The following is a 21,479-nucleotide window of genomic DNA, read 5'->3' on the forward strand; positions in this document are numbered from 1 at the left end:
CGCGACAAGCGCGGCACCGGGCCGGATTATCACATCTTCTGCTGCCTGAGCCAACGCCCCGCCATGCCACTGAAGCCCGGCCGGCTCACGTGCCCGGCCGCGACACCTCGGTTTCCTTGCTGGTGATGAACTCCAGCAGCACCGGTACGCCTTCCCGCGTTTTCTGGATGCCGCGCTTGATCGCGGGCACGATGTCCTCCGGCCTCAACACACGCTCGCCATAGCCGCCGAAGGCGCGCGCCATCGCGGCGTAGTCCCCGGAAATGTCGGTCGAGCGATATTTCTCGGTCGAGACCGGCATCACCTTCAATTCGATCGCCATAGAGAAATTGTTGAGCAAGATCGACATGATCGGGATGCGCTCGCGCACCGCGGTCTCGAAATCCATGCCCGTAAAGCCAATGGCAGCATCGCCCCAGACATTGATACAGAGCTTGTTCGGCTTTGCCAGCTTGGCGCCCATCGCGAGCCCAAGCCCATAGCCGAGCTGCGTCGTCTTACCCCAGCCGAGATAGCTGAGAGGCTCGACCGATTTCCAGAATGGCGAGAGCTGGTCGCGCGGGCTGCCGGCATCATGCGTGATGATGGTGTTGTGGATGTCGACGGTGTGCTGCAGGTCCCAGAGTACCCGATACGGGCTGAGCGGCGCATCGTTGCTGGTGAGTTTCGGCATCCATTTCGCCAGCCACTGCTCGTGCGAGGCCGCAATCTCCGCCGCGACCACAGAGGCATCACGATCGGATGTAACCGACTTGCCGATCTCCTCCAGCAGTGCATCGAACACGAGGCCGGCGTCGCCGACGAGGCCGATCCTGGCTTCCACATCCTTGTTGAGATGGTTCGGGTCGAGTGTGGAGTGGATGATGGTCTTGCCCTTCGGCATCGCGATGCCGAAATTGGTCTCGGTGAAGGAGCAGCCGACGCCGAAGATGACGTCGGCTTCAGCCAGAAACTTCGGGACCGCGCGCGGCACCGCGAGCCCGCCCGAACCGAGCGAGAGCGGATGTGTTTCCGGAAAGGACGACTTGCCGCCAAGACTGGTGGTGACGGGGATAGCCAGCCGTTCGGCCAGCCGTTTCAGTTGCGGCCACGCCTGCGCGTAATGCACGCCCTGGCCGGCATAGATCACCGGCCGTTTTGCATTCACGAGCAGGCTGGCTGCTTCCTTCACGTGAACAGGATCGGCGCCGTAGCGCGTGCGCAGCACCGGCGTGTAGTCGAGCGGCTCCGGCACCTCCTCGTTCCACATGTCGGCCGGTATCTCGACGATCACAGGCCCGCCGCGGCCGTTCTTCAGCTTGGTGAAGGCGCGGCGGAAGATGTTGGCGACCTCGGCCGCGAGGTGATCGGCTCGGAGGATTTCGCAAATGGCTTCATCGCCTCGCTGGAATTGAAGTTCGGCTCGATATGCGCAAGCCTGCGCGGATAGCCCATCGGCAACACCAGCACGGGAACGGATTCGCCGAAACACTGCGCAACCCCGCCCATCGCGTTCTCCGCGCCCGGCCCATGCTGCATGCAGAACGCGCCGATGCTGCGCCCCGATGACACCCGCGAGATCGCATCCGCCATGTGGATGCCGACGCGCTCCTGCCTCACCATCACGGGCCGGATCTCGGCTTTCGCCGCATGCTCGATCAGATGGTTGACCGGGTAGCCGCAGAGGATCTCGATCCCCTCACGCCGCATGATTTCCGCGATTGCGGTGCCGAGTTTCATGGCGTCTCTCTCCTGAGGCTTGGCCGGTTGGCCCGGCTGATTGGAGGAGAGAGGATCAGGAAATTGGGTGAGGGTAAAGCGCGAGCAGACGGTAGTCGCGGTAGGTCAGCCATGCGGTGTGCTGCGGTAGCCCGGCTGGAGTGCAATCCGGAAAACTGCATCCGCGGAGCCACTCCCGGTGTTCGCTCCGTCTCCAAGCGGGCTACAATCTTGCCAGCCACTCAGCCGCTTTTGCCAACGGCCGAGAAACTTCCCTATTTGCAATTCTTGCAAATCGTCAGCTTTCGCTTCAACGCCTCATCGTCCTGATCAATCGATGATTGCCCCGCGAGGCCATTTGTCTCCAGATTGGAACTGGAGCCCTTTGCTGCGCGTGACCTCACGGGCGGCGTCACCTGACTTGGGGTGTCATGGTCGTCGGCGGTGCCTATGCTGAAGCCATCGTAGGCATGGCTCGTCGAGCCATGTCGTGCCGAAGGATATCAGGACTTACATGGCCGTCAAAGCGCGGCGCTGCGAAGCTTCGCTGCGCTCGGAATGACGAGATGGGGAAGGCGGCATGCTCCGGCAAGGCGCTGCGAGCCATGCTGAAGTCAGTGCGCGGGAAGTCCGCCGCCTCAGGCGAGGGCGGCCGTTACTTCATCGACGAACTGATCGAGTTGAACTTGTTGTTGAGGAGCTGGCTGCCCGTGTTGTTCACGACGGTGACGATGGCCAATGCAATGCCGGCGGCGATCAGGCCGTATTCGATGGCGGTGGCGCCAGTCTCATCGGCAAGGAAAGACCTAAGCAAACTCATTGCCAACTCCTCTTCATCCGATCCAATGTATGGCCGCGTTGTTTTCGAACTCGTCAATCGATCGAATAGATTTTCTTCGCGCCAAAACAATTAAACCCAGGCGAGCGCGCCACTGCTTCATACGTTGCCATTCATTAAGTTAAAGTTCCCTCATCCCATCCAAATGCGCGCAATTCGGTGCACTCTCTGTGGCAGCCGCAGCGTGCGCTAGGACGGCATCATTGTGCCAGCAGGCGGCGTTTCAGCACGGCGGCGAGGCGGCCGACGAAGGCCCATCTTGCCGGGCTGCGACTGCGCCGTGTGCGCGGCCCAGTGCTCAACTTCGTCTCGCGCAGGAATACCCTGGTTCACGCGCAGAGCGCCGCATATTGGAAAACGAGGGTCTCGCTTAACGGATTATTGAGCCTGTTCGTCAAGGGGTCGGCAAGCATGCCAACCGAAGGTCGCGGCCATCGCTCTCATGCGCGCCGGCCGTCCGCATTCAGCGCCCGCAACATGGCGATGCGGGCAAACATCACCCAGCCGCCGCCGGTCTCGGCCGCATTGATCAAGGTTTCGATGGCAGTCTGCCAGTGCGCCTCGTGCTGCGCATCGTCCGGGAGCTGCATGATGTAGTCCGCCGCTTCCTGAAGCGTGAGCAAGTTGCGCTTGTTGCTCACACGAACCGGATCGTCGAACGCCGTCGACCAGGGCATGTCAGTCCGGCCGACCGGCGAGGGGGGACATCACGCGAGATCGTAAGTGTGAGGTCGCTAACCGGCCTTCTTCGTTCGCGCTGGCGCACGTACTGGCTTGTCGGCCCTTTTCGAAGCCTCTTTGGGCGCGGTTTTCGCCGCGGCGTCCTTGCCGCTCTTGCCGGCGATTGGCAGCAGCATCTCGCGCTGGCCCTCGACGCGCTTCTTCGGCTTCTTGCCCTTGACGGTCTCCTTGGCGACCCCCGCCGCGGGAGCCGTCTCCCGCTCGCTCGCGAGACTCTTCTTCAGCGCGTCCATCAGATTGATGACGTTGCCGCCGGTCTTCGGTGCCGCCTTGGCGGTGATCGGCATGCCGCTGCGTTTCTTGTTGATGAGATCGATCAGCGCGGTCTCGTAGTGATCTTCGAACAGCTCGGGCTCGAAAGCGCCGGACTTCTTCTCGACGATGTGCTTGGCAAGGTCGAGCATGTCCTTGGTCAGCTTCACGTCCTGGATGTCGTCGAAATATTCCTTTTCACTACGCACTTCGTAGGGATAGCGCAGCAGCGTGCCCATCAGCCCGCTCTCGAGCGGCTCCAGCGCGATAATGTGCTCGCGGTTGGTCAGCACCACGCGGCCGATCGCGACCTTATCCATGCTGCGGATCGTTTCGCGGATCACCGCATAGGCGTCGTGGCCCACCTTGCCATCGGGCACGAGGTAATAGGGACGGATCAGGTAGCGGCTGTCGATGTCCGCCTTCGGCACGAACTCGTCGATCTCGATCGTGTGCGTGGAGTCCAGCGCGATCTCGTCGAGCTCGTCTTTGGTGACCTCGATATAAGTGTCGGTATCGACCTTGTAGCCCTTGACGATGTCCTCCGACGTCACCTCGTCACCGGTCTCGGCATCGACCTTGAGGTACTTGATCCGGTGGCCGGTCTTGCGGTTGATCTGGTTGAAGGAGACCTTCTCGGTATCCGAAGTGGCCGGATAGAGCGCGACCGGACAGGTCACGAGCGATAGACGCAGAAAACCCTTCCAATTGGCGCGGGGGGCCATGGGCTACTCCAAACGCAACGGGGACAGACGACTAGGATACCATCAGGGCACAACGAATCATAGCAAGGCGGGTTGCTGAATCTTGCAACTGCGTTAACCGGCCGCTGGGCCTGCTCTCCTGCGGATCGAAGCGTAAAGGCCGGAACATCATATTCAATCAGGCGTTGGCTCGGGACATCGGCTGCGAGGAGGTCGCGGCTATCGAAGCGACGTCCAGAGATTGAGGGCATTATGGCAACCACGCGAGAGCGGCATCAGATCGTGGAAACTCCGACCGAGGCGCGCCAGGGCGAGCCCGGGCCTTCGGTGGCGGCGCTGCTTGCCATCTCGACGGGCCTTGCCGTCCTGATCCTCGCCGTCGTCTGGTTCGTGTTCTTCCGGACCTGACCCGGCTGGATCCGAACGCCACGGATCTTCATATTCGCCGCGTGACGCAACACTTTGCGCCCGCCATGCTGCCGGCTCGCCCGGTTGCCTGGCGGGCGCAGTCGCGTCGGCGCGTCAGAGGTCGTATATGACCAAAAAGTAACCTGGCCGGTTCCCCGCGTTCATATTGGGTTCACGCCGGAATTGCTCATCTCTGGCCGTGGTCATGCAGCCTGTTCTTGCAGCTAATCTTTGGAGAGAAGCGTGCGCCTGCTCGTTGTTGAGGACGACCCCGATCTCAATCGCCAGCTTACCAAGGCGCTGACCGACGCCGGTTACGTCGTCGACCGCGCTTTCGACGGGGAGGAGGGGCATTATCTCGGCGACAACGAGCCTTATGACGCCGTGGTGCTCGACATCGGCCTGCCGAAGAAGGACGGCATCTCGGTGCTGGAGGCCTGGCGCCGCAACGGCCGCACCATGCCGGTCCTGATCCTCACTGCGCGCGACCGCTGGAGCGATAAGGTGCAGGGGTTCGACGCCGGCGCCGACGACTATGTCGCAAAGCCGTTCCATTTGGAGGAGGTGCTGGCACGCATCCGCGCGCTGCTGCGCCGCTCGACCGGCCACGCCCAGAGCGAGCTCAGCTGCGGTCCCGTTACGCTCGACACCAGGACAGGCCGGGTCAGCGTGTCAGGCAATCCCGTGAAGATGACCTCGCACGAATATCGGCTTCTGGCCTATCTGATGCACCATTCCGGGCGTGTCGTCTCCCGCACCGAGCTGGTCGAGCATCTCTACGACCAGGATTTTGACCGCGACTCCAACACAATCGAGGTCTTCGTCGGCCGCATCCGCAAGAAGCTCGACGTCGACATCATCCAGACCGTTCGCGGGCTCGGCTATCTCCTGACCCCGCCCAGTCCCGGCGCTTGAAGCGGCTTGACGGGCGGCCCGCCAGGGGCCTTGGTCCGGTCATGACCGACGCTTTGCCATCCTGCGCCTCCCGGGATCGTTCCGATGCCCGCTAGCTCACTTGCGAACCGCCTGTTCCTCTCGGCGACCGCGTGGCTCGTGGTGATCCTGGCCATTACCGGCGTCGTGCTGTCCTCGGTCTACAAGAACGCCACCGAGCGCTCCTTCGACCGCCGTCTCAATCTCTATCTCCGCACGCTGATCGCCGAGGTCGCCACCCCCGACGAGCCGCCCGACCGCCAGTTCCAGTCGCTGGGCGAGCCCTTGTTCGACCTGCCGCTGTCCGGCTGGTACTGGCAGATCACGCGGACCGACACCGAGAAGCCGGAAGTGCGCTCCTCGCGCTCGCTCTGGGACAAGAAACTGCCGAAATTGGAAGAGCAGGGGGCCGAGCTCACCGCCGCCGGCATCCGGCTCGCCTATGTCGACGGGCCGGAAGGGCAGAACCTGCGTATGGTGGAGCGGCCGGTCGATCTGGGCGCCGACGGCAAATTTCTCGTCAGCGTGGCCGGCGACGCCACCGAGATTTTCGACGAGACGCGGAGCTTCGACTATTACCTCGGCGGCACGTTTACGGCGCTCGGCATCGTGCTGCTGCTGACGACCGTGTTCCAGGTCCGCTTCGGTCTGGCGCCGCTCAAGCGCATCTCGGAATCCATCGCCGACATCCGCTCGGGTCGGGCGGAGCGACTCGAGGGTGAATTTCCCGTCGAGATCGCGCCTCTGGCGCGCGAGACCAATGGGCTAATCGATGCCAATCGCGAAATCGTCGAACGGGCGCGCACCCATGTCGGCAATCTCGCCCATGCGATCAAGACGCCGCTCTCCGTCATTCTCAACGAGGCCGGCGCCCACGCGGCCGATCCGTTCGCGGCCAAGGTGATGGAGCAGGCCGACGTGATGCGCGACCAGGTTGCCCATCATCTGGAGCGCGCGCGCATTGCGGCACGGGTCTCGGTGGTCGCGACGGTGACGGAGGTGGCGCCCGCGATCGAGGCGCTGCGGCGGACGATGGAGAAGATCCATCGCGACCGCGGCATCGTGGTCGAGGCCAAGGCCGATCCGTCTGCGAGGTTCCGGGGCGAGCGCCAGGATCTGGATGAGATGGTCGGCAATCTGGTCGACAATGCCTGCAAATGGGCAGCCTCACGCGTCTTCATCGAGGTTGCGGTCGAGACGCCGCAACTGGCCGGCTCCGGCCCACGTCTGCGGATCATCGTCGACGATGACGGCCGCGGCCTGTCGGAGGCCGAGCGCACCCAGGTCTCCCGGCGTGGCCAGCGGCTCGACGAGTCCAAGCCGGGCTCGGGGCTGGGACTGTCGATCGTGACCGACCTCGCCGCGCTCTATGGCGGCAGCCTCTCCCTCGGCGGCGCGCCGATCGGGGGGTTGCGAGCCGAGCTGGTCCTCCCGGGATTGTAATCTCTTGTTCTCACTTGATTTTTCGCCGTGGCCGATGCTTCTCGGCAAAAGCCGGTGGCATTCGAGGCGACTTCCTAAACGGCTTCTTAAGTGGGGAGCTCCTAAGATCGCGCCCGGACGCATCCCATGTCCGCCATTTACCGTGCATGACCCGGGCGCATGAGCCAGACATCGATCGAGCGGCTGAGGGAATATCTCGCGCAGCTCCCGCCGCAGTCGCAGGCACTGCTGATGCGAGAGTTCGAGCGCGCGCTGGAGCGCGGCCAGGACACGGCTGTCGCGACCCTCGTGCTCGAGCAGTTGCGCAAGATCGTCCGCAAGACCGAAGCCGACGAAGCCCCGCCGCCGCGCACGGACGATCTGTCGCGGCTTCTCTTCCAAGTGCTGGAACCGTTCCTGGTCGAGGCGGGCGCCCCGGTCCGGGTCGGACAAATCCGCCGCTCCTCGCTGCATCCAATCTGGCAATGGCTCGGCCGTGACGGCGCCCCGGACAAAGTCAAGGAATTCGAGGCGGCGCTGGCACGCATACCGCTAGACAGTGCAGGCCAGGTCGAGGCGCTGGCCTCGAGGCTCCAGGCGGTGGCGGCGAACGCCATCCTCGAGCTGACGGGGCCAGGCGGCGGCGACAAGTCGCGCGCGCTGGCCCGTGTCGGCCCGCCCAACGTGATCGAGGACCTCTATTCAATCGGTGCGGTGCTCCAGGTTCGCGAAGCCATCGCCGCCCTGAACGAGAAGTTGCCGCGCTTCTTGCGCGTCTTCGGTGATTCCCAGATCGCCTCGGTGACGTCGGCGCTCAACATTCCAGTCCTCCAGACCCCGCAGATGCTGCCCTTCGCGCTGTCCATGGTGGTGCAGCGGATGACCGCGCCGTGGCAGATCATCCGCCTCGCCATCAAGATTGCCGCCTCGGACGACGAGATCCGCGTCGCGGCAACGCCCTATGGTGTCGCCGTCACGATCGCCCTGCACGATCTGTCCTGTGTGGCCGCGGTCCTGCGCATGGACATCAAGCGCGGCCATTTCGACAATGTCGCCGACAATCTCAAGGCGCTGCATGACGGCGTGCGCGGCCTGCGCACCGAGCTCGATCTGCGGAACGATTCCGCCTGGGGCAAGCAGTTGGTCTCGATCCGGGCCGACATCTCCAATGCGCTGCAATCCGAGATCGACAGCGTTCCCGGCCGCGTTCGTCGCATCCTGCGCCAACGCGCCGAGAAGGACATTCCGCCAGGGGCGCGAATCGACAGCACCGAGGTCGAGGAAACCGTGGCGCTGATCGATTTCGTCGCGACCTGCCGCAACTATGCGAGTGAGCTTGCGATCAACGAGGTGACGCTGCGCACCTATTCCGACCTCCAGCAATATGTCGAACGCTCGACCGAGCAACTGGTGCAGTCGCTGCGCGCCGCCGATCACAAGGTCCGCACCTATCGGCAGCAGCAGGTGCAGGCCGCGATCCGCTTCTGTCAGGTGCTGTTCGGCGACGACTACGCCTCGCTGATGAGTCGCGCGGCCGAGAATGCGGCGACGGGCGAGCGCAAATCGTCGCGCGCAAGCTGATCCGAGCGCATATTTTCGTTGTCACAATTTCTGGTTGACGGTACCGATATCGCGCCCTACGGTCGCCAGCAAGTCTGGGGAATTTCTATTTGTGGGCGCATGAAACCGGTTATCAGCTCCATCGAAATCGAGAACCGCGTCGTTGTTGCCAAATATCAGAGACTGATGGTCGGCGCGAAGGTGGTGCTGGTCGAGAAGGCAAGCGGCCGGCAATTGTCTGAAACGCTCACCAGGGTCGCGTCTCCGGTTCCAGTCGGGGCGCTGCGCATCCGATTGCCGGATGCTGTCAGGCCGGGAACATATTTCCTGAAGGCCTTCAACGGGCACGGCGAGGATGCCGCGCAGAGTGCGGACTTCGACATCGGCTAAGCTGTTGGAGTTTCTCCGTTTCGGGACCAGGCGCGGTCGCGCCGAATTGACAATTGTCAATTGCCGCCTCCTCCGGCCGTGGTGTAAAGCCACCTATGGGCGCGGATCGCGCGCCGCCGGAAGCCTGCCAGATGACGCTATGGTTCGTGTTCGCGCTGATGACAGTCGCGGCGATTTTCGCCGTGCTTCTGCCGCTCGGCCGCAGCGGAGCCGCGCAAAATCAAGGCAGCGAGATTGCCGTCTACAAGGACCAACTGGCCGAAATCGAGCGTGATCTCGGCACCGGACTGATCGCCGCTCCTGAAGCCGAGGCGGCCCGCGTCGAGATCAGCCGCAGGCTGCTCGCCGCTGCCAGCGAACCTGCCATGGCGCCGAAATCGAGCCTCAAATGGCGCCGCGCGGCCGCGGTGCTGGCGTTGGCCGGCCTGCCGCTGGTTGCGGTCGGCGTCTATATGCCGCTGGGCTCGCCCAGGCTTCAGGACTTTCCCTTGGCGCAGCGCGAGCGTGGATCCGGATCCGGGATGGCGCAATCGGTCGAGAATCTCGTCGTGCAGGTCGAGCAACATCTGGAAAAAAATCCGACTGACGGTCGCGGCTGGAACGTGCTCGCGCCGGTGCTGGAGCGGCTCGGCCGCTTCGATGATGCCGTGCGCGCCTATCGCAACTCGCTCACCTACAATGGCGAGAGCGCCGAGCGCCGGTCCGATCTCGGCGAGGCGCTCTCGGCGGCCGCCGGCGGGGTCGTGACCGCCGAGGCCAAAGCGGAATTCGAGCGTGCGCACGCGCTCGATGCCGATGATGCCAAGGCGAACTACTTCCTGGGGCTCGCCGCCGAGCAGGACGGCCGCAAGGATGATGCGGCCAATATCTGGCGCGCGCTGCTGGCGAAGGCGCCGGCGGATGCGCCGTGGCGATCTCTGGTGCAGTCCTCGCTGGCGCGGGTCGGCGGCGGCACGATGCCAGCGCTGTCGGACGAGACGATCGCAGCCTCCAAGGATATGGCCGAGGACGATCGCAACGCGATGGTGCGCGGCATGGTCGAACGCCTCGCCACCCGCCTCAAGCAGAACGGCGGCGACGTCGAGGGGTGGCTGCGCCTGGTGCGCGCCTATCTCGTGATGGGCGACCGCGGCAAGGCGGTGGGGGCATCGGCCGATGCCCGCCAGGCGGTTGCCGGCGATGCCGAGCGGCTGCGCCAGCTCAACGAAGGGCTCAGGACTCTCGGGCTCGACGGATGACGATTTCGGGACCAGACGAGCGGAGAACGGATACGCCATGACGCGCAAGCAGCGACGTATGACCATCATCGGCGGCTCGCTCGCCGTGCTTGCGCTCGCCGCCGCGCTGGTGCTCAACGCATTGCGCGACTCCATCGTGTTCTTCTCGACTCCGACCATGGTGGCCGAGAAGCACGTCGAACCCGGCAAGCGGTTTCGTCTCGGCGGGCTGGTGCAGCCCGGCTCGCTCCAGCGCGGCGACAATCTCGCGGTGACCTTCGAGGTCGCCGACGGCAACGCCAAGCTGCCGGTCGCCTACAAGGGCATCCTGCCGGACCTGTTCCGTGAAGGGCAGGGCGTCGTTGCCGAAGGCGCACTCGACGGCAACGGCGTGTTCAAGGCCGACACCGTGCTCGCCAAGCACGACGAAACCTACATGCCCAAGGACGTTGCCGATGCCCTGAAGAAGCAGGGCCACTGGAAGGACGATTACGACGCAAAGGCTTCTGAAGCCAAGGCTTCTGATGGCAAGGCTTCGGGCGGCAGCAAGCCTGCGGCCACGACGGCGCAGGGTAACCCGCAGGGAGCCATGCGGTGATCGCAGAATCCGGACATTACGCGCTGGTGCTGGCGCTCGGGCTTGCACTGATCCAGTCCGTCGTGCCGTTGATCGGTGCACGCCTGCACGACACCGCGCTGATGAACGTGGCGCGGTCCACCGCGCTGGCGCAACTGCTGTTCGTCGGGGCATCGTTCATGGCGCTCGTGATGCTGCACGTGAACTCGGATTTCTCCGTCGCCAATGTCTACGAGAATTCCCACTCGATGAAGCCGCTGCTCTACAAGATCACCGGCGTGTGGGGAAATCATGAAGGCTCGATGCTGCTATGGGTGTCGATCCTCGCTTTGTTCGGCGGGCTGGTTGCGGCTTTCGGCAACAATCTGCCGCTGTCGCTGCGCGCGCACGTGCTGAGCGTCCAGGCCTGGATCGCCAGCGCCTTCTATCTCTTCATCCTGATGACATCGAACCCCTTCCTGCGCATCACGAGCCCGCCGCTCGAGGGACGCGATCTCAATCCGGTGCTCCAGGACATCGGTCTCGCCGTGCATCCGCCGATGCTCTATCTCGGCTATGTCGGCTTCTCGATCTCGTTCTCCTTCGCCATCGCGGCGCTGATGGAGGGGCGGATCGACGCGGCTTGGGCGCGCTGGGTGCGGCCGTGGACGCTGGTGGCCTGGATCTTCCTCACGCTCGGCATCGCCATGGGCTCGTACTGGGCCTATTACGAGCTCGGCTGGGGCGGCTGGTGGTTCTGGGATCCGGTCGAGAACGCCTCGCTGATGCCGTGGCTCGCCGGCACCGCGCTGCTGCATTCGGCGCTGGTCATGGAGAAGCGCAACGCGCTGAAGGTCTGGACCATCCTGTTGTCGATCCTGACCTTCTCGCTGTCGCTGCTCGGCACCTTCCTGGTCCGCTCCGGCGTCATCACCTCGGTGCATGCTTTCGCGACCGACCCGACCCGCGGCGTGTTCATCCTGCTGATCCTCTGCCTGTTCATCGGCGGCAGCCTGGCGCTGTTCGCGGGCCGTGCCACCTCGTTCAAGCAGGGCGGCCTGTTCGCGCCGATCTCGCGCGAGGGCGCGCTGGTGCTGAACAACCTGCTGCTTACCGTCGCCTGTGCGGTCGTGCTGTTCGGCACGCTCTATCCGTTGGCGATGGAGATGCTGGCCGACTTCAAGATGTCGGTCGGCGCGCCCTTCTACAACCTCACTTTCGCGCCGCTGTTTGCCCTGTTGCTGTTCGCCGTGCCGTTCGGGCCGATGCTTGCGTGGAAGCGCGGCGATCTGCTCGGCGTGACGCAGCGCCTGCTCGCGGCGGGCGTTGCCAGCCTTGTCGCCATCGCCGTCGCCTGGGCCTGGGCGCGCGGCGGCAGCGCGCTGGCGCCGCTGGCGATCGGGCTTGGTGTTTTCGTCATCGCCGGCGCTGTCACCGACATCGTCGAGCGGACGGGCCTGGTTCGCCTGCCGTTCGCCACAGTGCTGAACCGGGCGCGTGGCCTGCCGCGCTCGGCCTGGGGAACCACGCTGGCGCATGCCGGCCTCGGCGTCGCGCTGATCGGGATCGTCTGCGAGACCACCTGGAACAGCGAATATATCGCGACGATGAAGCAGAGCGACGTCGCCCATGTCGCCGGCTACGACGTGAAGCTCGAGGGGTTGTTTCAGCGTCAGGGCCCGAACTACCGGGAGATGATCGCCGAGTTCAATGTCAGCCGCGACGGCGAGACGCTGAGCATGATGACGCCGTCCAAGCGCAGCTTCACCACGCGCGGCTCGTCCACCACCGAAGCGGCCCTGCTGACGCGCGGCGCGAGCCAGCTCTACGTCTCGCTCGGCGATGCCACCGCCGAGGGTGCCATTGCCGTGCGCATCTATTACAAGCCGATGGTGCTGCTGATCTGGTGGGGACCGGTGCTGATGGCGTTTGGCGGCGTGCTGTCGCTGTCCGATCGCCGCTTGCGGGTCGGCGCGCCCAAGCCGGCGCGGGCCAAGCAGCGGCTCCAGCCCGCGGAGTAATCCGATGCGCCGGATAAGGTTCGTGATCGTCGCGCTGATGCTGCTGGCCTCGCCTGCGGCACACGCCGTGCAGCCCGACGAGATCATGTCGGATCCCGTCAAGGAGGCGCGTGCGCGCGAACTGTCGCGCGAGCTGCGCTGCATGGTCTGCCAGAACCAGTCGATCGACGATTCCGACGCGCCGCTGGCGCGCGATTTGCGGCTGCTGGTGCGCGAGCGGATTGCCGCCGGCGACAGCAATTCGCAGGTGCTCGACTTCTTGGTCGCGCGCTATGGCGAGTTCGTGCTGCTGAAGCCGCGCTTCGAACGCCAGACCCTGCTGCTATGGCTGCTCGCGCCGCTTCTGTTGGTTGGCGGCGGCCTGGCGCTATGGCTGCAAATCCGGCGCCGCGCGCGGAGCGGTGCAGATCTGCCAGCACCGCCGCTCACGCCCGAGGAAGAGGCGCGGCTCGCCGGCTTGATGTCGGACGATGCGAAGTCGCAGTAGCTGAAAACGGGGCGCGGCCCAGAAAGCCCAACGGCCTCGAGTGGTGCCGCTGCGGAGCAATCCAGGTCACCAAAAGCTGTTCCGATACGTTTCACCGGAACTCGACTAAGTTCCTGTAGGACCAGAACTTTTAGCCTGCGTTAAACTGCCGCATCGCCGCTGCCCTTCATTACGAAAGTTTAACCCCGCCGCCAGCGCGCGGTAAGGCGGGAGCCCCCATCTTCAGGTCCGCAAGGTGCTGGCATCCGGCACCTAAAAGAATTCAAGGCCCTGGAGATTTCTGCATGACCGACCGTTCCGACCTCTCCCACCTCCCGTCCTACCGGCAGCCGCGCCGGTCGGTATTCTCCGCGCGCAAGATCGCGCTGATGGCCTCGGTCGTCGCCGGCCTCGGCGCATCCGTCTATGGCTTCAGCCCGTCGACCTCGCCGGGCGACCTGTTCTCCAGCCCGGCGCATGCGCAGGTCAACCAAGAGGTTCGGAAGGTCGAGCGTCCGATCGGCTTTGCCGACATCGTCGAGCGCGTGAAGCCGTCGGTGATCTCGGTGAAAGTGAACATGAAGGAGAAGACCGCGAGCAACGATGACGGCGATGATTCCTCCTCGCCGTTCCAGCCGGGCTCGCCCATGGAGCGCTTCTTCCGCCGCTTCGGTGGTCCGGATGGTTTCCCGGGCCTGAAGGGCGGTCGTGGCCGCGTCGTTCAGGGCCAGGGCTCCGGCTTCTTCATCTCGCCCGATGGCTATGCCGTGACCAACAATCACGTGGTCGACGGCGCCGACAAGGTCGAGGTCACCACCGACGACGGCAAGACCTATACCGCCAAGGTCATCGGCACCGACCAGCGCACCGACCTCGCCTTGATCAAGGTCGAGGGCAGCTCGAATTTCCCGTTCGCCAAGCTCGCCGACGGCAAGCCGCGGATCGGCGACTGGGTGCTCGCGGTCGGCAATCCCTTCGGCCTCGGCGGCACCGTGACCGCCGGCATCGTCTCGGCCAGCGGCCGCGACATCGGCAACGGTCCCTATGATGATTTCATCCAGATCGACGCGCCCGTGAACAAGGGCAATTCCGGCGGTCCGGCCTTCAACACCGAGGGGGAGGTGATGGGCGTCAACACCGCGATCTACTCGCCCTCCGGCGGTAGCGTCGGCATCGCGTTCTCGATACCCGCCAACACCGTGAAGAGCGTGGTGGCCCAGCTCAAGGACAAGGGCTCGGTCAGCCGCGGCTGGATCGGCGTACAGATCCAGCCGGTGACGTCTGACATCGCCGACAGCCTCGGCATGAAGAAGGCCGAAGGCGCGCTGGTCGCGGAGCCGCAGGCGAACGGTCCGGCGGCGAAGGCCGGCATCGAGTCCGGCGACGTGATCACCGCGGTCAACGGCGAGCCCGTCAAGGACGCTCGTGAGCTTGCCCGCACCATCGGCGGTATGGCGCCCGGCGCCTCGGTGAAGCTCAACGTGCTGCACAAGGGCCAGGATAAGGTCGTCAACCTCACCCTCGGCCAGCTGCCGAACACGGTCGAGGCCAAGGCCGACACCGACAATGACAGTGGCAAGGGTGCGAGCCGCGGCACCGACGTGCCCAAGCTCGGCATGACCGTTGCGCCCGCCAATTCCGTGGCCGGCGCCGGCAAGGAAGGCGTCGTGGTCACCGAAGTCGATCCGAAGAGCGCCGCGGCCGAACGCGGCTTTAAGGAAGGCGACGTGATTCTCGAAGTCGGCGGCAAGAGCGTCAGCACCGCCGCCGAAGTCCGCGATGCCATCAACACGGCGCGGACCGACAACAAGAACAGCGTCCTGATGCGCGTGAAGAGCGGCGGCCAGTCGCGCTTCGTCGCCGTGCCCATCGCCAAGGGCTGAGGCCTCAGGAGGCTTACGAGATGAAGGGTGTCGCCGGCATCAGTCGCCCCCGCCGACGGCGCCCTTCGGGGGAGCAGCGCAACGTTTGCTTCCCCTGTCTACCTTCCGGTGGAATTACGCCCCCCTCCGTCGGAAGGCCTAGGGCGGTGAAGTCCCCCCAGCTTCACCGCCCGCCTTTTCCCCGATCCGAGATCGTTCCGCTCGGCTTGCATGCGATTGCCGCTCGCGCCATGTTTAGAGAAGGTTCACTCCCTTGACTGCCGCCGAACGCACGATGCGCCTCCTCATCATCGAAGACGACCGCGAATCCGCCGACTATCTCGTGAAGGCGTTTCGGGAAGTCGGACACATTGCCGATCATGCCGCCGACGGCGAGGAAGGCCTTGCCATGGCCGAGAACGGCGATTACGACGTGCTGGTGGTCGACCGCATGCTGCCCAAGCGCGACGGCCTGTCGCTGATCGGCGCGCTGCGCGACAAGGGCAACACCACGCCGGTGCTGATTCTCTCCGCGCTCGGACAGGTCGACGACCGCATCAAGGGGCTGCGCGCCGGCGGCGACGATTATCTGCCAAAGCCTTATTCGTTCGCCGAACTGCTCGCCCGCGTTGAGGTGCTTTCGCGCCGCCGCGGCGGGCCCGCCGAGGACACGCTCTACCGCGTCGGCGATCTCGAGCTCGACCGGCTGTCCCACCGCGTCGCCCGCGGCAAGGACGAGCTGACGCTCCAGCCGCGCGAATTCCGCCTGCTCGAATACCTCATGAAGCACGCCGGCCAGGTGGTGACGCGCACCATGCTGCTCGAGAACGTCTGGGATTATCATTTCGATCCGCAGACCAACGTGATCGACGTGCACATTTCGCGGCTGCGCTCCAAGATCGACAAGGGCTTCGAGCGCCCGCTACTGCATACGATCCGCGGCGCCGGATACATGATCCGTGACGGCATTCGGTAAACTCGTCCGCACCACGGCATTCCGGCTGACGCTGGTCTATCTGCTGCTGTTCGCGATGTTCGCGGCTTCGCTGCTCGCCTATTTCGCCTGGAATACGCGGCGGCTGATCACCGAGGAGATCACGCAGACGGTGAATTCCGAGACCTCGGAGATCAACGAGATCTACGGCCGCCGCGGCCTGCGGGGCCTCGTGCTCGCGATCGAGTACCGGGCGCTGCGGCCGGGCGCCAACCTCTATCTGGTGACTACGCCGACTGGGCAGGCGATCGCCGGCAACGTCGGCTCGCTCGCGCCCGGCGTGATGGCGACGCGCGGCTGGTCCGAGACAGCCTATCGGCGGATCGAGGATGCTGACGAACGCGATCATCGCGCGCTGGTGCGCGTCACCGAGCTGGAGAACGGCTTCCGGCTTCTGATCGGCCGCGATCTCGACGAGCGGCGGCGGCTGTTCGGCATCGTCGCGAAGGCGGCGCAATGGTCGATCCTGATCGTCGTGGTGCTCGGCCTCGGCGGCGGCGTCTTCGTCGCGCGCCGCGTGCTGAGGCGCATCGATGCCATGACCGGCACCGCGCAGCGGATCATGACCGGTGATCTCAGCGAGCGCCTGCCCGTGGGGCGCAGCGGCGACGAGCTCGACCGTCTCGCCGAAAACCTCAACGCCATGCTGGAGCGGATCGAGGCGCTGATGGCGGGGCTGAAGGAAGTCTCCGACAACATCGCCCACGATCTCAAGACGCCGCTGACGCGCTTGCGCAACCGCGCCGAAGAGGCGCTGGCGAAATCGGGCTGCGAGGCGGACTACCGTGCAGCGCTGGAGCGCACCATCGAGGAATCCGACGGGCTGATCCGCACCTTCAACGCGCTTCTGATGATCGCGCGTGCCGAATCCGGGCAGGCGCGCGGCAACATGGACGATTTCGACGCTGCCGAGGTCGCGAATGGCATGCACGAACTCTACGAGCCGCTGGCCGAGGATGACGGCATGACCCTGAAGGTCAAATGCGAGCCGGCGCCGGTTCACGCCAATCGCGAACTGATCAGCCAGGCGCTCGCCAATCTCGTCGAGAACGCAATCAAATACGGCAAGCCGGCGGCGCAGACCGCGGGAACCGTGGTCAGCATGGACGTGAGGCAAATCACGATCGAGGCGAGGCGCGATGGCGACCAGGTGCTGCTCAGCGTCACCGACCGTGGTCCGGGGATCCCCGAAGCGGATCGCAAGCACGTCGTCGAGCGATTTGTGCGGCTGGAGGCCAGCCGCACGCTGCCGGGCTCCGGCCTCGGCCTCAGCCTCGCCTCGGCCGTTGCGACATTGCATGGCGGTGAGTTGCGCCTAGGCGATGCCCATCCCGGTCTCGTCGCCACGCTGGTGCTGCCGGCGCGCGCGGGCGCCGGCGACAGGGTTGCTCCGCCAATGCCGGATGTGCCACAGAAGGTGGCATGAACCACTCCGCGCCGGGAAACGCGGACAAACATGGTGAGAGCCTCGCGGCACGCTTCGCGGAGGCTCCCTATGTTGCCGCTTCCACAACCGACCAAAGACGCTTCGAAAATTGGCTGGCCGAGCTCGAGCCGGTGCAATCGACTCGTCTCCAATCCCTGCTGGTTCGTCCCTTCGCGCGGGATATTCTGACCGGCATCGCGGAATTCTCGTCCTATCTGTTCGATCTGATGCGCGCCGATCCCTTGCGCCTGATGCGGTTGCTCGAATGCGATCCGGAGGTGCATCTGGGGGCGCTGATGGCGGAGGCGAGGGCCGCCGTACTCGCGGCGCCGGATGAAGCCGAGGTGATGCGCCTGCTTCGCCGGATGAAGGCGGAGGCGGCGCTGCTGATCGCGCTGTGCGATATCGGCGGCGTCTGGCCGGTGATGCGGGTGACGGCGGCGCTGACAGATATCGCGGTGTTCTCGGTGCAGGCGGCGCTGCAGTACTTGCTGCGGCAGGAAGCTGCACGCGGCAAGCTCTCACCGCCCGATCCCGAGGCGCCCGAAGAAGGCTGCGGGCTGATCGTGCTCGCGATGGGCAAGATGGGCGCGGGGGAGCTGAACTATTCCAGCGACATCGATCTCATCGTGTTCTTCGATCCCGATGCCACCACGCTCGCGCCCGATATCGAACCGCAGCCGTTCTTCGTGCGCGTGACGCAAGGCATGGCGCGCATCCTCCAGCAGCGCACCTATGACGGCTATGTCTTCCGCGTCGATCTGCGGCTGCGGCCCGATCCGTCCTCGACCCAGGTGGCGATCTCCCGCGATGCCGCGCTGAACTATTACGAGCGGGAAGGGCGCACCTGGGAGCGCGCCGCGATGATCAAGGCGCGCGCCTGCGCCGGCGATCCCCGCGCGGGTGAAGCGCTTTTGGCAGAGATCGCGCCCTTCGTCTGGCGCAAGCATCTCGACTTCGCCGCGCTTGCCGACGTGCACGATATGAAGCGACAGATGCAGACCTATCGCGGCCAGAGCGAGGTCGCGGTCGAGGGCCATAACGTCAAGGTCGGGCGCGGCGGCATCCGCGAGATCGAGTTCTTCGCGCAGACGCAGCAGTTGATTGCGGGTGGCCGCCATCCGGAATTGCGGGTCCGGCCGACGCTCAAAGCGCTCGACGTGCTCGCCTCCAGCAACTGGATCACGTTCACGGCGCGCGACGAACTGACCACGGCCTACGAATTCCTGCGCCGGGTCGAGCATCGCCTCCAGATGATCGCCGACGAGCAGACCCATACACTGCCCGAGGACAAGGAGGCGGTCGAGCGCTTCGCCTGGTTCTTCGGCTACCCGGACCGGGAGGCCTTTGCGCGCGACCTGTTGCACCAGCTCCAGATCGTCCAGGGGCACTACGAAAAACTGTTCGAGGGCGATGATCCGACCGGGACGGCCAAACTGCCGGCGCTCGACTACAGTGCCGGTCCCGACGATCCGCGCCTGCTCCAGCACATTGCGGCGCTCGGCTTCAAGAAGCCGGCCGCCGTCGCGCAGACCGTGCGCGACTGGATCACCGGCGACTATCGCGTGTTCCGCAATGAGGCGACGCGCAACGCGTTCGTCGAATTCGTGCCGGCCTTGATCGATGGTCTCGCCCATGCCGAGGAGCCGAACCGTGCGGTCGTGGCGTTCGATCATTTCCTCGGCGCGCTTCAGCGCGGCGGCCGGCTGATCACGCTGCTCGGTCAGAACCGCGATCTGGTCGCACTGGTGGCGCTGGTGCTAGGCGCGGCGCCCCGGCTCGGCGAGATGCTGGCGCGCCAGCCGCAGCTCATGGACGGCCTGATCGATCCGCGCTTCTTCGGCGCCATGCCGGACAGGCAGGAATTGTCGGGACGGTTAGCTGCGACCGTGCAGGACGCGGGCTCCTACGAAGAGTTCCTCGATCGCCTGCGCCTGTTCGGACAGGAGAGCCTGTTCCTGATCGGTACGCGTATCCTGTCCGGCACGGTGTCGGCGCAGCAGGCGAGTACCGCTTTTGCGGACGTCGCCGAGGGCATCGTCCACACCGTGCATGGCCTCGTTGCCGAGCGCTTTGCCGCCCAGCATGGCCGCATTAGGGATCAGCAGACCGCGATCATCGCGATGGGCCGGCTCGGCAGCCGCGAGATGACGGCGTCGTCCGATCTCGACCTGATCCTGCTCTACGATTTCGACAGCGACAATCCGGACTCCGATGGTGCGAAATCGCTGCAAGGTGCCCACTACTTCGCCCGCTTCACCCAGCGTCTGATCAGCGCCTTCACGACGCGCACCAATTACGGCGTGCTCTATGAGATCGACATGCGGCTGCGTCCGTCGGGACGCGCCGGTCCCGTGGCCTCGAGCCTGGTTTCGTTCGCGGACTACCAGGCGAACGAGGCCTGGACCTGGGAGCACATGGCGCTGACGCGCGCGCGCGTGGTGTCGGCCTCGCCCGAATTCCGGGAACGAATCGAGCGCGTCATCCGCGACGTCCTGACCCGCCGCCGCGATCCCGCCATCACCGCCAACGACGTTGCCGACATGCGGCGCGCCATCGCCCAGGAGAAGGGCGAGGCCGATTGCTGGGATCTCAAACATGCCGCCGGCGGCATGGTCGACATCGACTTCATCGCGCAATATCTTCAGCTCGTGCACGCCCACGACAAGCCGGAGATCCTCGACGTCAGCACCATGCAGGTGCTGGAGAACGCATGTAGGCTCGGCGTGCTCGCGCAATCTGAAACCGAGATATTGCGCGCCGCGGCCCGGCTCTATCACGACCTGACGCAGATCTTGCGGCTCTGCGTCAGCGACCGCTTCAAGCCGGAGACCGCCGGGACCGACCTCCTGCGTGTGATGGCGCGCGCCGGCGACGCGCCGGATTTCTCGTCGCTGCAGGCGCGTGTAAAGGAGACGCAGAGCGAGGTGCGGCGCGTGTTCAGGGTGCTGCTGGAAGGGTCGTCGTCTGCTTCAGCGAGGTGAGGGCCTCGCGGACATCAGGCGCAAGGCCCGCGCCCCCCGCATCGAGATGGGCGAAGATCGCGCGTTTCATCCGGGGATCCCAGAACTTCTTGATGTGCTCGGCGATGCCCGGCACGGCCCTGTCGTGGCCCTGACTCTGGAAGAATGTGCCGATCTGGTTGGCCATGTAGATCAGACGGTCAGGCGACATCAGCAACCTCCCTGGCATGGCGGGCGACGACCCGGTCACCATGCGAGAACACTTCGAAGCCGTCCTGGCGGGCAATGGCAATCAGCGTGATGCCGGCGGCTTCCGCCGTGCGCACCGCGAGCGCGGTCGGCGCCGACACGGCAACCATCACGGGGGCGCCGATCGCGGCTGTCTTCTGCACCATCTCCACCGAGACGCGGCTCGTGAGCAGCACCATGCCGCCGCGCGCATTGGTGCGGCTGCGTGCCAGGGCGCCGGCGAGCTTGTCGAGCGCATTGTGGCGGCCGACGTCCTCGCGCAGCGCGACGATGTTGCCGGCAGGGGACCAGAACGCGGCAGCGTGAACGGCGCGGGTTTGCAGGTTGATCGATTGCAGGGGCGCGATGGCCTGCATCGCCATCATGATTTCTTCCGGCGTGAAGCTCTGCCCCTGCGGCACCACGGCCGCCGGGCGCACCGCCTCGGCAATGGACTCGATGCCGCAGATGCCGCAGCCGGTCGGACCTGCGATGTGGCGACGACGCTCGTTGATGCGCGCGGCAAGCTTCGGCGCCAGCCACATGCGCAGCTCGATGCCGTCGTCGAGGCGGACGATTTCGAGCGATCGGATCTCGTCGGCCGATCCGACGATGCCTTCGCTCACGCTGAAGCCGACGGCGAAGTCCTCGAGGTTCTGCGGCGTCCCCATCATCACGGCGTAGGTGCCGCCATTATAGGTCAGCGCCAGCGCCGTCTCCTCCGGGATCAGCCGCGCGCCCTCAGAGGCCGTCCCGTTGCGCCAGATTTCACGATCGATAGCCTGGACCGCTACGTGCAT

18 protein-coding genes and 1 pseudogene are annotated in these 21,479 nt (G+C 65.1%); 13 read left to right on the top strand and 6 right to left on the bottom strand.

Going from position 1 to position 21,479, the window contains the following annotated elements:
• Window positions 1-85: 85 nt before the first annotated feature.
• The 4 genes and pseudogenes from IVA87_RS09855 to IVA87_RS09875 all read right to left on the bottom strand — a co-directional run bounded on the left by IVA87_RS09855 (window position 86) and on the right by IVA87_RS09875 (window position 4,254).
• Window positions 86-1,719: pseudogene (locus tag IVA87_RS09855) on the bottom strand (thiamine pyrophosphate-requiring protein).
• 634 nt (window positions 1,720-2,353) lie between these two features.
• Window positions 2,354-2,518 (bottom strand): Flp family type IVb pilin, encoded by a 165-nt coding sequence (locus tag IVA87_RS09865; RefSeq protein WP_247275863.1) that lies wholly within the window; start codon window positions 2,516-2,518, stop codon window positions 2,354-2,356.
• Window positions 2,519-2,976: 458 nt separating this feature from the next.
• Window positions 2,977-3,213 carry a hypothetical protein gene (locus IVA87_RS09870; RefSeq protein WP_247275862.1) on the bottom strand — a complete coding sequence of 79 codons (237 nt, stop codon included), beginning with the start codon at window positions 3,211-3,213 and terminating at the stop codon, window positions 2,977-2,979.
• 57 nt (window positions 3,214-3,270) lie between these two features.
• Window positions 3,271-4,254: a Ku protein gene (locus IVA87_RS09875; RefSeq protein ID WP_247301248.1), complete on the bottom strand. Its 984-nt coding sequence runs from the start codon at window positions 4,252-4,254 to the stop codon at window positions 3,271-3,273.
• Between the two features lie 231 nt (window positions 4,255-4,485).
• Here IVA87_RS09875 and IVA87_RS09880 point away from each other — a divergent pair, with 231 nt between their 5' ends.
• The 13 genes from IVA87_RS09880 to IVA87_RS09940 all read left to right on the top strand — a co-directional run bounded on the left by IVA87_RS09880 (window position 4,486) and on the right by IVA87_RS09940 (window position 20,472).
• A complete protein-coding gene (locus IVA87_RS09880) occupies window positions 4,486-4,641 on the top strand; it encodes a hypothetical protein (protein WP_247275860.1) in 156 nt (51 codons plus the stop codon).
• Window positions 4,642-4,884: 243 nt separating this feature from the next.
• Entirely contained in the window at window positions 4,885-5,556 is a 672-nt protein-coding gene (locus IVA87_RS09885; RefSeq protein ID WP_128934932.1) for a response regulator transcription factor, read from the top strand.
• Window positions 5,557-5,640: 84 nt separating this feature from the next.
• Entirely contained in the window at window positions 5,641-7,017 is a 1,377-nt protein-coding gene (locus tag IVA87_RS09890) for a sensor histidine kinase (RefSeq protein WP_247301247.1), read from the top strand.
• A 159-nt stretch (window positions 7,018-7,176) separates the two neighbouring features.
• Entirely contained in the window at window positions 7,177-8,577 is a 1,401-nt protein-coding gene (locus IVA87_RS09895) for a hypothetical protein (protein ID WP_247301246.1), read from the top strand.
• A gap of 99 nt (window positions 8,578-8,676) precedes the next feature.
• Entirely contained in the window at window positions 8,677-8,946 is a 270-nt protein-coding gene (locus IVA87_RS09900; RefSeq protein WP_247275889.1) for a hypothetical protein, read from the top strand.
• Between the two features lie 131 nt (window positions 8,947-9,077).
• A complete protein-coding gene (gene ccmI / locus IVA87_RS09905) occupies window positions 9,078-10,184 on the top strand; it encodes a c-type cytochrome biogenesis protein CcmI (protein WP_247333459.1) in 1,107 nt (368 codons plus the stop codon).
• Window positions 10,185-10,221: 37 nt separating this feature from the next.
• A complete protein-coding gene (gene ccmE / locus IVA87_RS09910) occupies window positions 10,222-10,761 on the top strand; it encodes a cytochrome c maturation protein CcmE (protein ID WP_247301244.1) in 540 nt (179 codons plus the stop codon).
• The gene (locus IVA87_RS09915; RefSeq protein WP_247333460.1) at window positions 10,758-12,740 is read left to right on the top strand and encodes a heme lyase CcmF/NrfE family subunit; all 1,983 of its coding nucleotides are present in this window, start codon (window positions 10,758-10,760) and stop codon (window positions 12,738-12,740) included. The genes ccmE and IVA87_RS09915 overlap by 4 nt, the downstream gene beginning before the upstream one ends.
• 4 nt (window positions 12,741-12,744) lie before the next feature.
• Complete coding sequence (locus IVA87_RS09920) at window positions 12,745-13,227, top strand: cytochrome c-type biogenesis protein (protein WP_247301242.1); 483 nt, start codon at window positions 12,745-12,747, stop codon at window positions 13,225-13,227.
• Window positions 13,228-13,511: 284 nt separating this feature from the next.
• Entirely contained in the window at window positions 13,512-15,089 is a 1,578-nt protein-coding gene (locus IVA87_RS09925) for a Do family serine endopeptidase (protein WP_247301241.1), read from the top strand.
• Between the two features lie 274 nt (window positions 15,090-15,363).
• The gene (locus IVA87_RS09930; RefSeq protein ID WP_247275851.1) at window positions 15,364-16,044 is read left to right on the top strand and encodes a response regulator transcription factor; all 681 of its coding nucleotides are present in this window, start codon (window positions 15,364-15,366) and stop codon (window positions 16,042-16,044) included.
• Entirely contained in the window at window positions 16,028-17,488 is a 1,461-nt protein-coding gene (locus tag IVA87_RS09935) for an ATP-binding protein (protein WP_247333461.1), read from the top strand. Before IVA87_RS09930 ends, IVA87_RS09935 begins: the two co-directional genes overlap by 17 nt.
• Window positions 17,485-20,472, top strand: a complete 2,988-nt coding sequence (locus IVA87_RS09940; protein WP_247301239.1) for a bifunctional [glutamine synthetase] adenylyltransferase/[glutamine synthetase]-adenylyl-L-tyrosine phosphorylase — start codon at window positions 17,485-17,487, stop codon at window positions 20,470-20,472. The genes IVA87_RS09935 and IVA87_RS09940 overlap by 4 nt, the downstream gene beginning before the upstream one ends.
• On the opposite strand, the gene IVA87_RS09945 is transcribed toward IVA87_RS09940, so the two are convergent.
• Complete coding sequence (locus IVA87_RS09945) at window positions 20,429-20,662, bottom strand: formate dehydrogenase subunit delta (protein WP_247301238.1); 234 nt, start codon at window positions 20,660-20,662, stop codon at window positions 20,429-20,431. The two genes, IVA87_RS09940 and IVA87_RS09945, sit on opposite strands and share 44 nt — an antisense overlap.
• Complete coding sequence (gene fdhD / locus IVA87_RS09950; protein ID WP_247301237.1) at window positions 20,652-21,479, bottom strand: formate dehydrogenase accessory sulfurtransferase FdhD; 828 nt, start codon at window positions 21,477-21,479, stop codon at window positions 20,652-20,654. The genes IVA87_RS09945 and fdhD overlap by 11 nt, the downstream gene beginning before the upstream one ends.

The sequence above is a fragment of the Bradyrhizobium sp. 147 genome (assembly GCF_023073935.1).
Classification (GTDB): domain Bacteria; phylum Pseudomonadota; class Alphaproteobacteria; order Rhizobiales; family Xanthobacteraceae; genus Bradyrhizobium.

Coding starts and splice junctions, on each gene's coding strand:
- fdhD (WP_247301237.1), bottom strand. CDS start 21,479: ATGCACGTAGCGGTCCAGGCTATCGATCGTGAAATCTGGCGCAACGGG.
- IVA87_RS09925 (WP_247301241.1), top strand. CDS start 13,512: ATGACCGACCGTTCCGACCTCTCCCACCTCCCGTCCTACCGGCAGCCG.
- IVA87_RS09865 (WP_247275863.1), bottom strand. CDS start 2,518: ATGAGTTTGCTTAGGTCTTTCCTTGCCGATGAGACTGGCGCCACCGCC.
- IVA87_RS09870 (WP_247275862.1), bottom strand. CDS start 3,213: ATGCCCTGGTCGACGGCGTTCGACGATCCGGTTCGTGTGAGCAACAAG.
- ccmE (WP_247301244.1), top strand. CDS start 10,222: ATGACGCGCAAGCAGCGACGTATGACCATCATCGGCGGCTCGCTCGCC.
- ccmI (WP_247333459.1), top strand. CDS start 9,078: ATGACGCTATGGTTCGTGTTCGCGCTGATGACAGTCGCGGCGATTTTC.
- IVA87_RS09880 (WP_247275860.1), top strand. CDS start 4,486: ATGGCAACCACGCGAGAGCGGCATCAGATCGTGGAAACTCCGACCGAG.
- IVA87_RS09875 (WP_247301248.1), bottom strand. CDS start 4,254: ATGGCCCCCCGCGCCAATTGGAAGGGTTTTCTGCGTCTATCGCTCGTG.
- IVA87_RS09920 (WP_247301242.1), top strand. CDS start 12,745: ATGCGCCGGATAAGGTTCGTGATCGTCGCGCTGATGCTGCTGGCCTCG.
- IVA87_RS09930 (WP_247275851.1), top strand. CDS start 15,364: ATGCGCCTCCTCATCATCGAAGACGACCGCGAATCCGCCGACTATCTC.
- IVA87_RS09945 (WP_247301238.1), bottom strand. CDS start 20,662: ATGTCGCCTGACCGTCTGATCTACATGGCCAACCAGATCGGCACATTC.
- IVA87_RS09890 (WP_247301247.1), top strand. CDS start 5,641: ATGCCCGCTAGCTCACTTGCGAACCGCCTGTTCCTCTCGGCGACCGCG.
- IVA87_RS09940 (WP_247301239.1), top strand. CDS start 17,485: ATGAACCACTCCGCGCCGGGAAACGCGGACAAACATGGTGAGAGCCTC.
- IVA87_RS09900 (WP_247275889.1), top strand. CDS start 8,677: ATGAAACCGGTTATCAGCTCCATCGAAATCGAGAACCGCGTCGTTGTT.
- IVA87_RS09895 (WP_247301246.1), top strand. CDS start 7,177: ATGAGCCAGACATCGATCGAGCGGCTGAGGGAATATCTCGCGCAGCTC.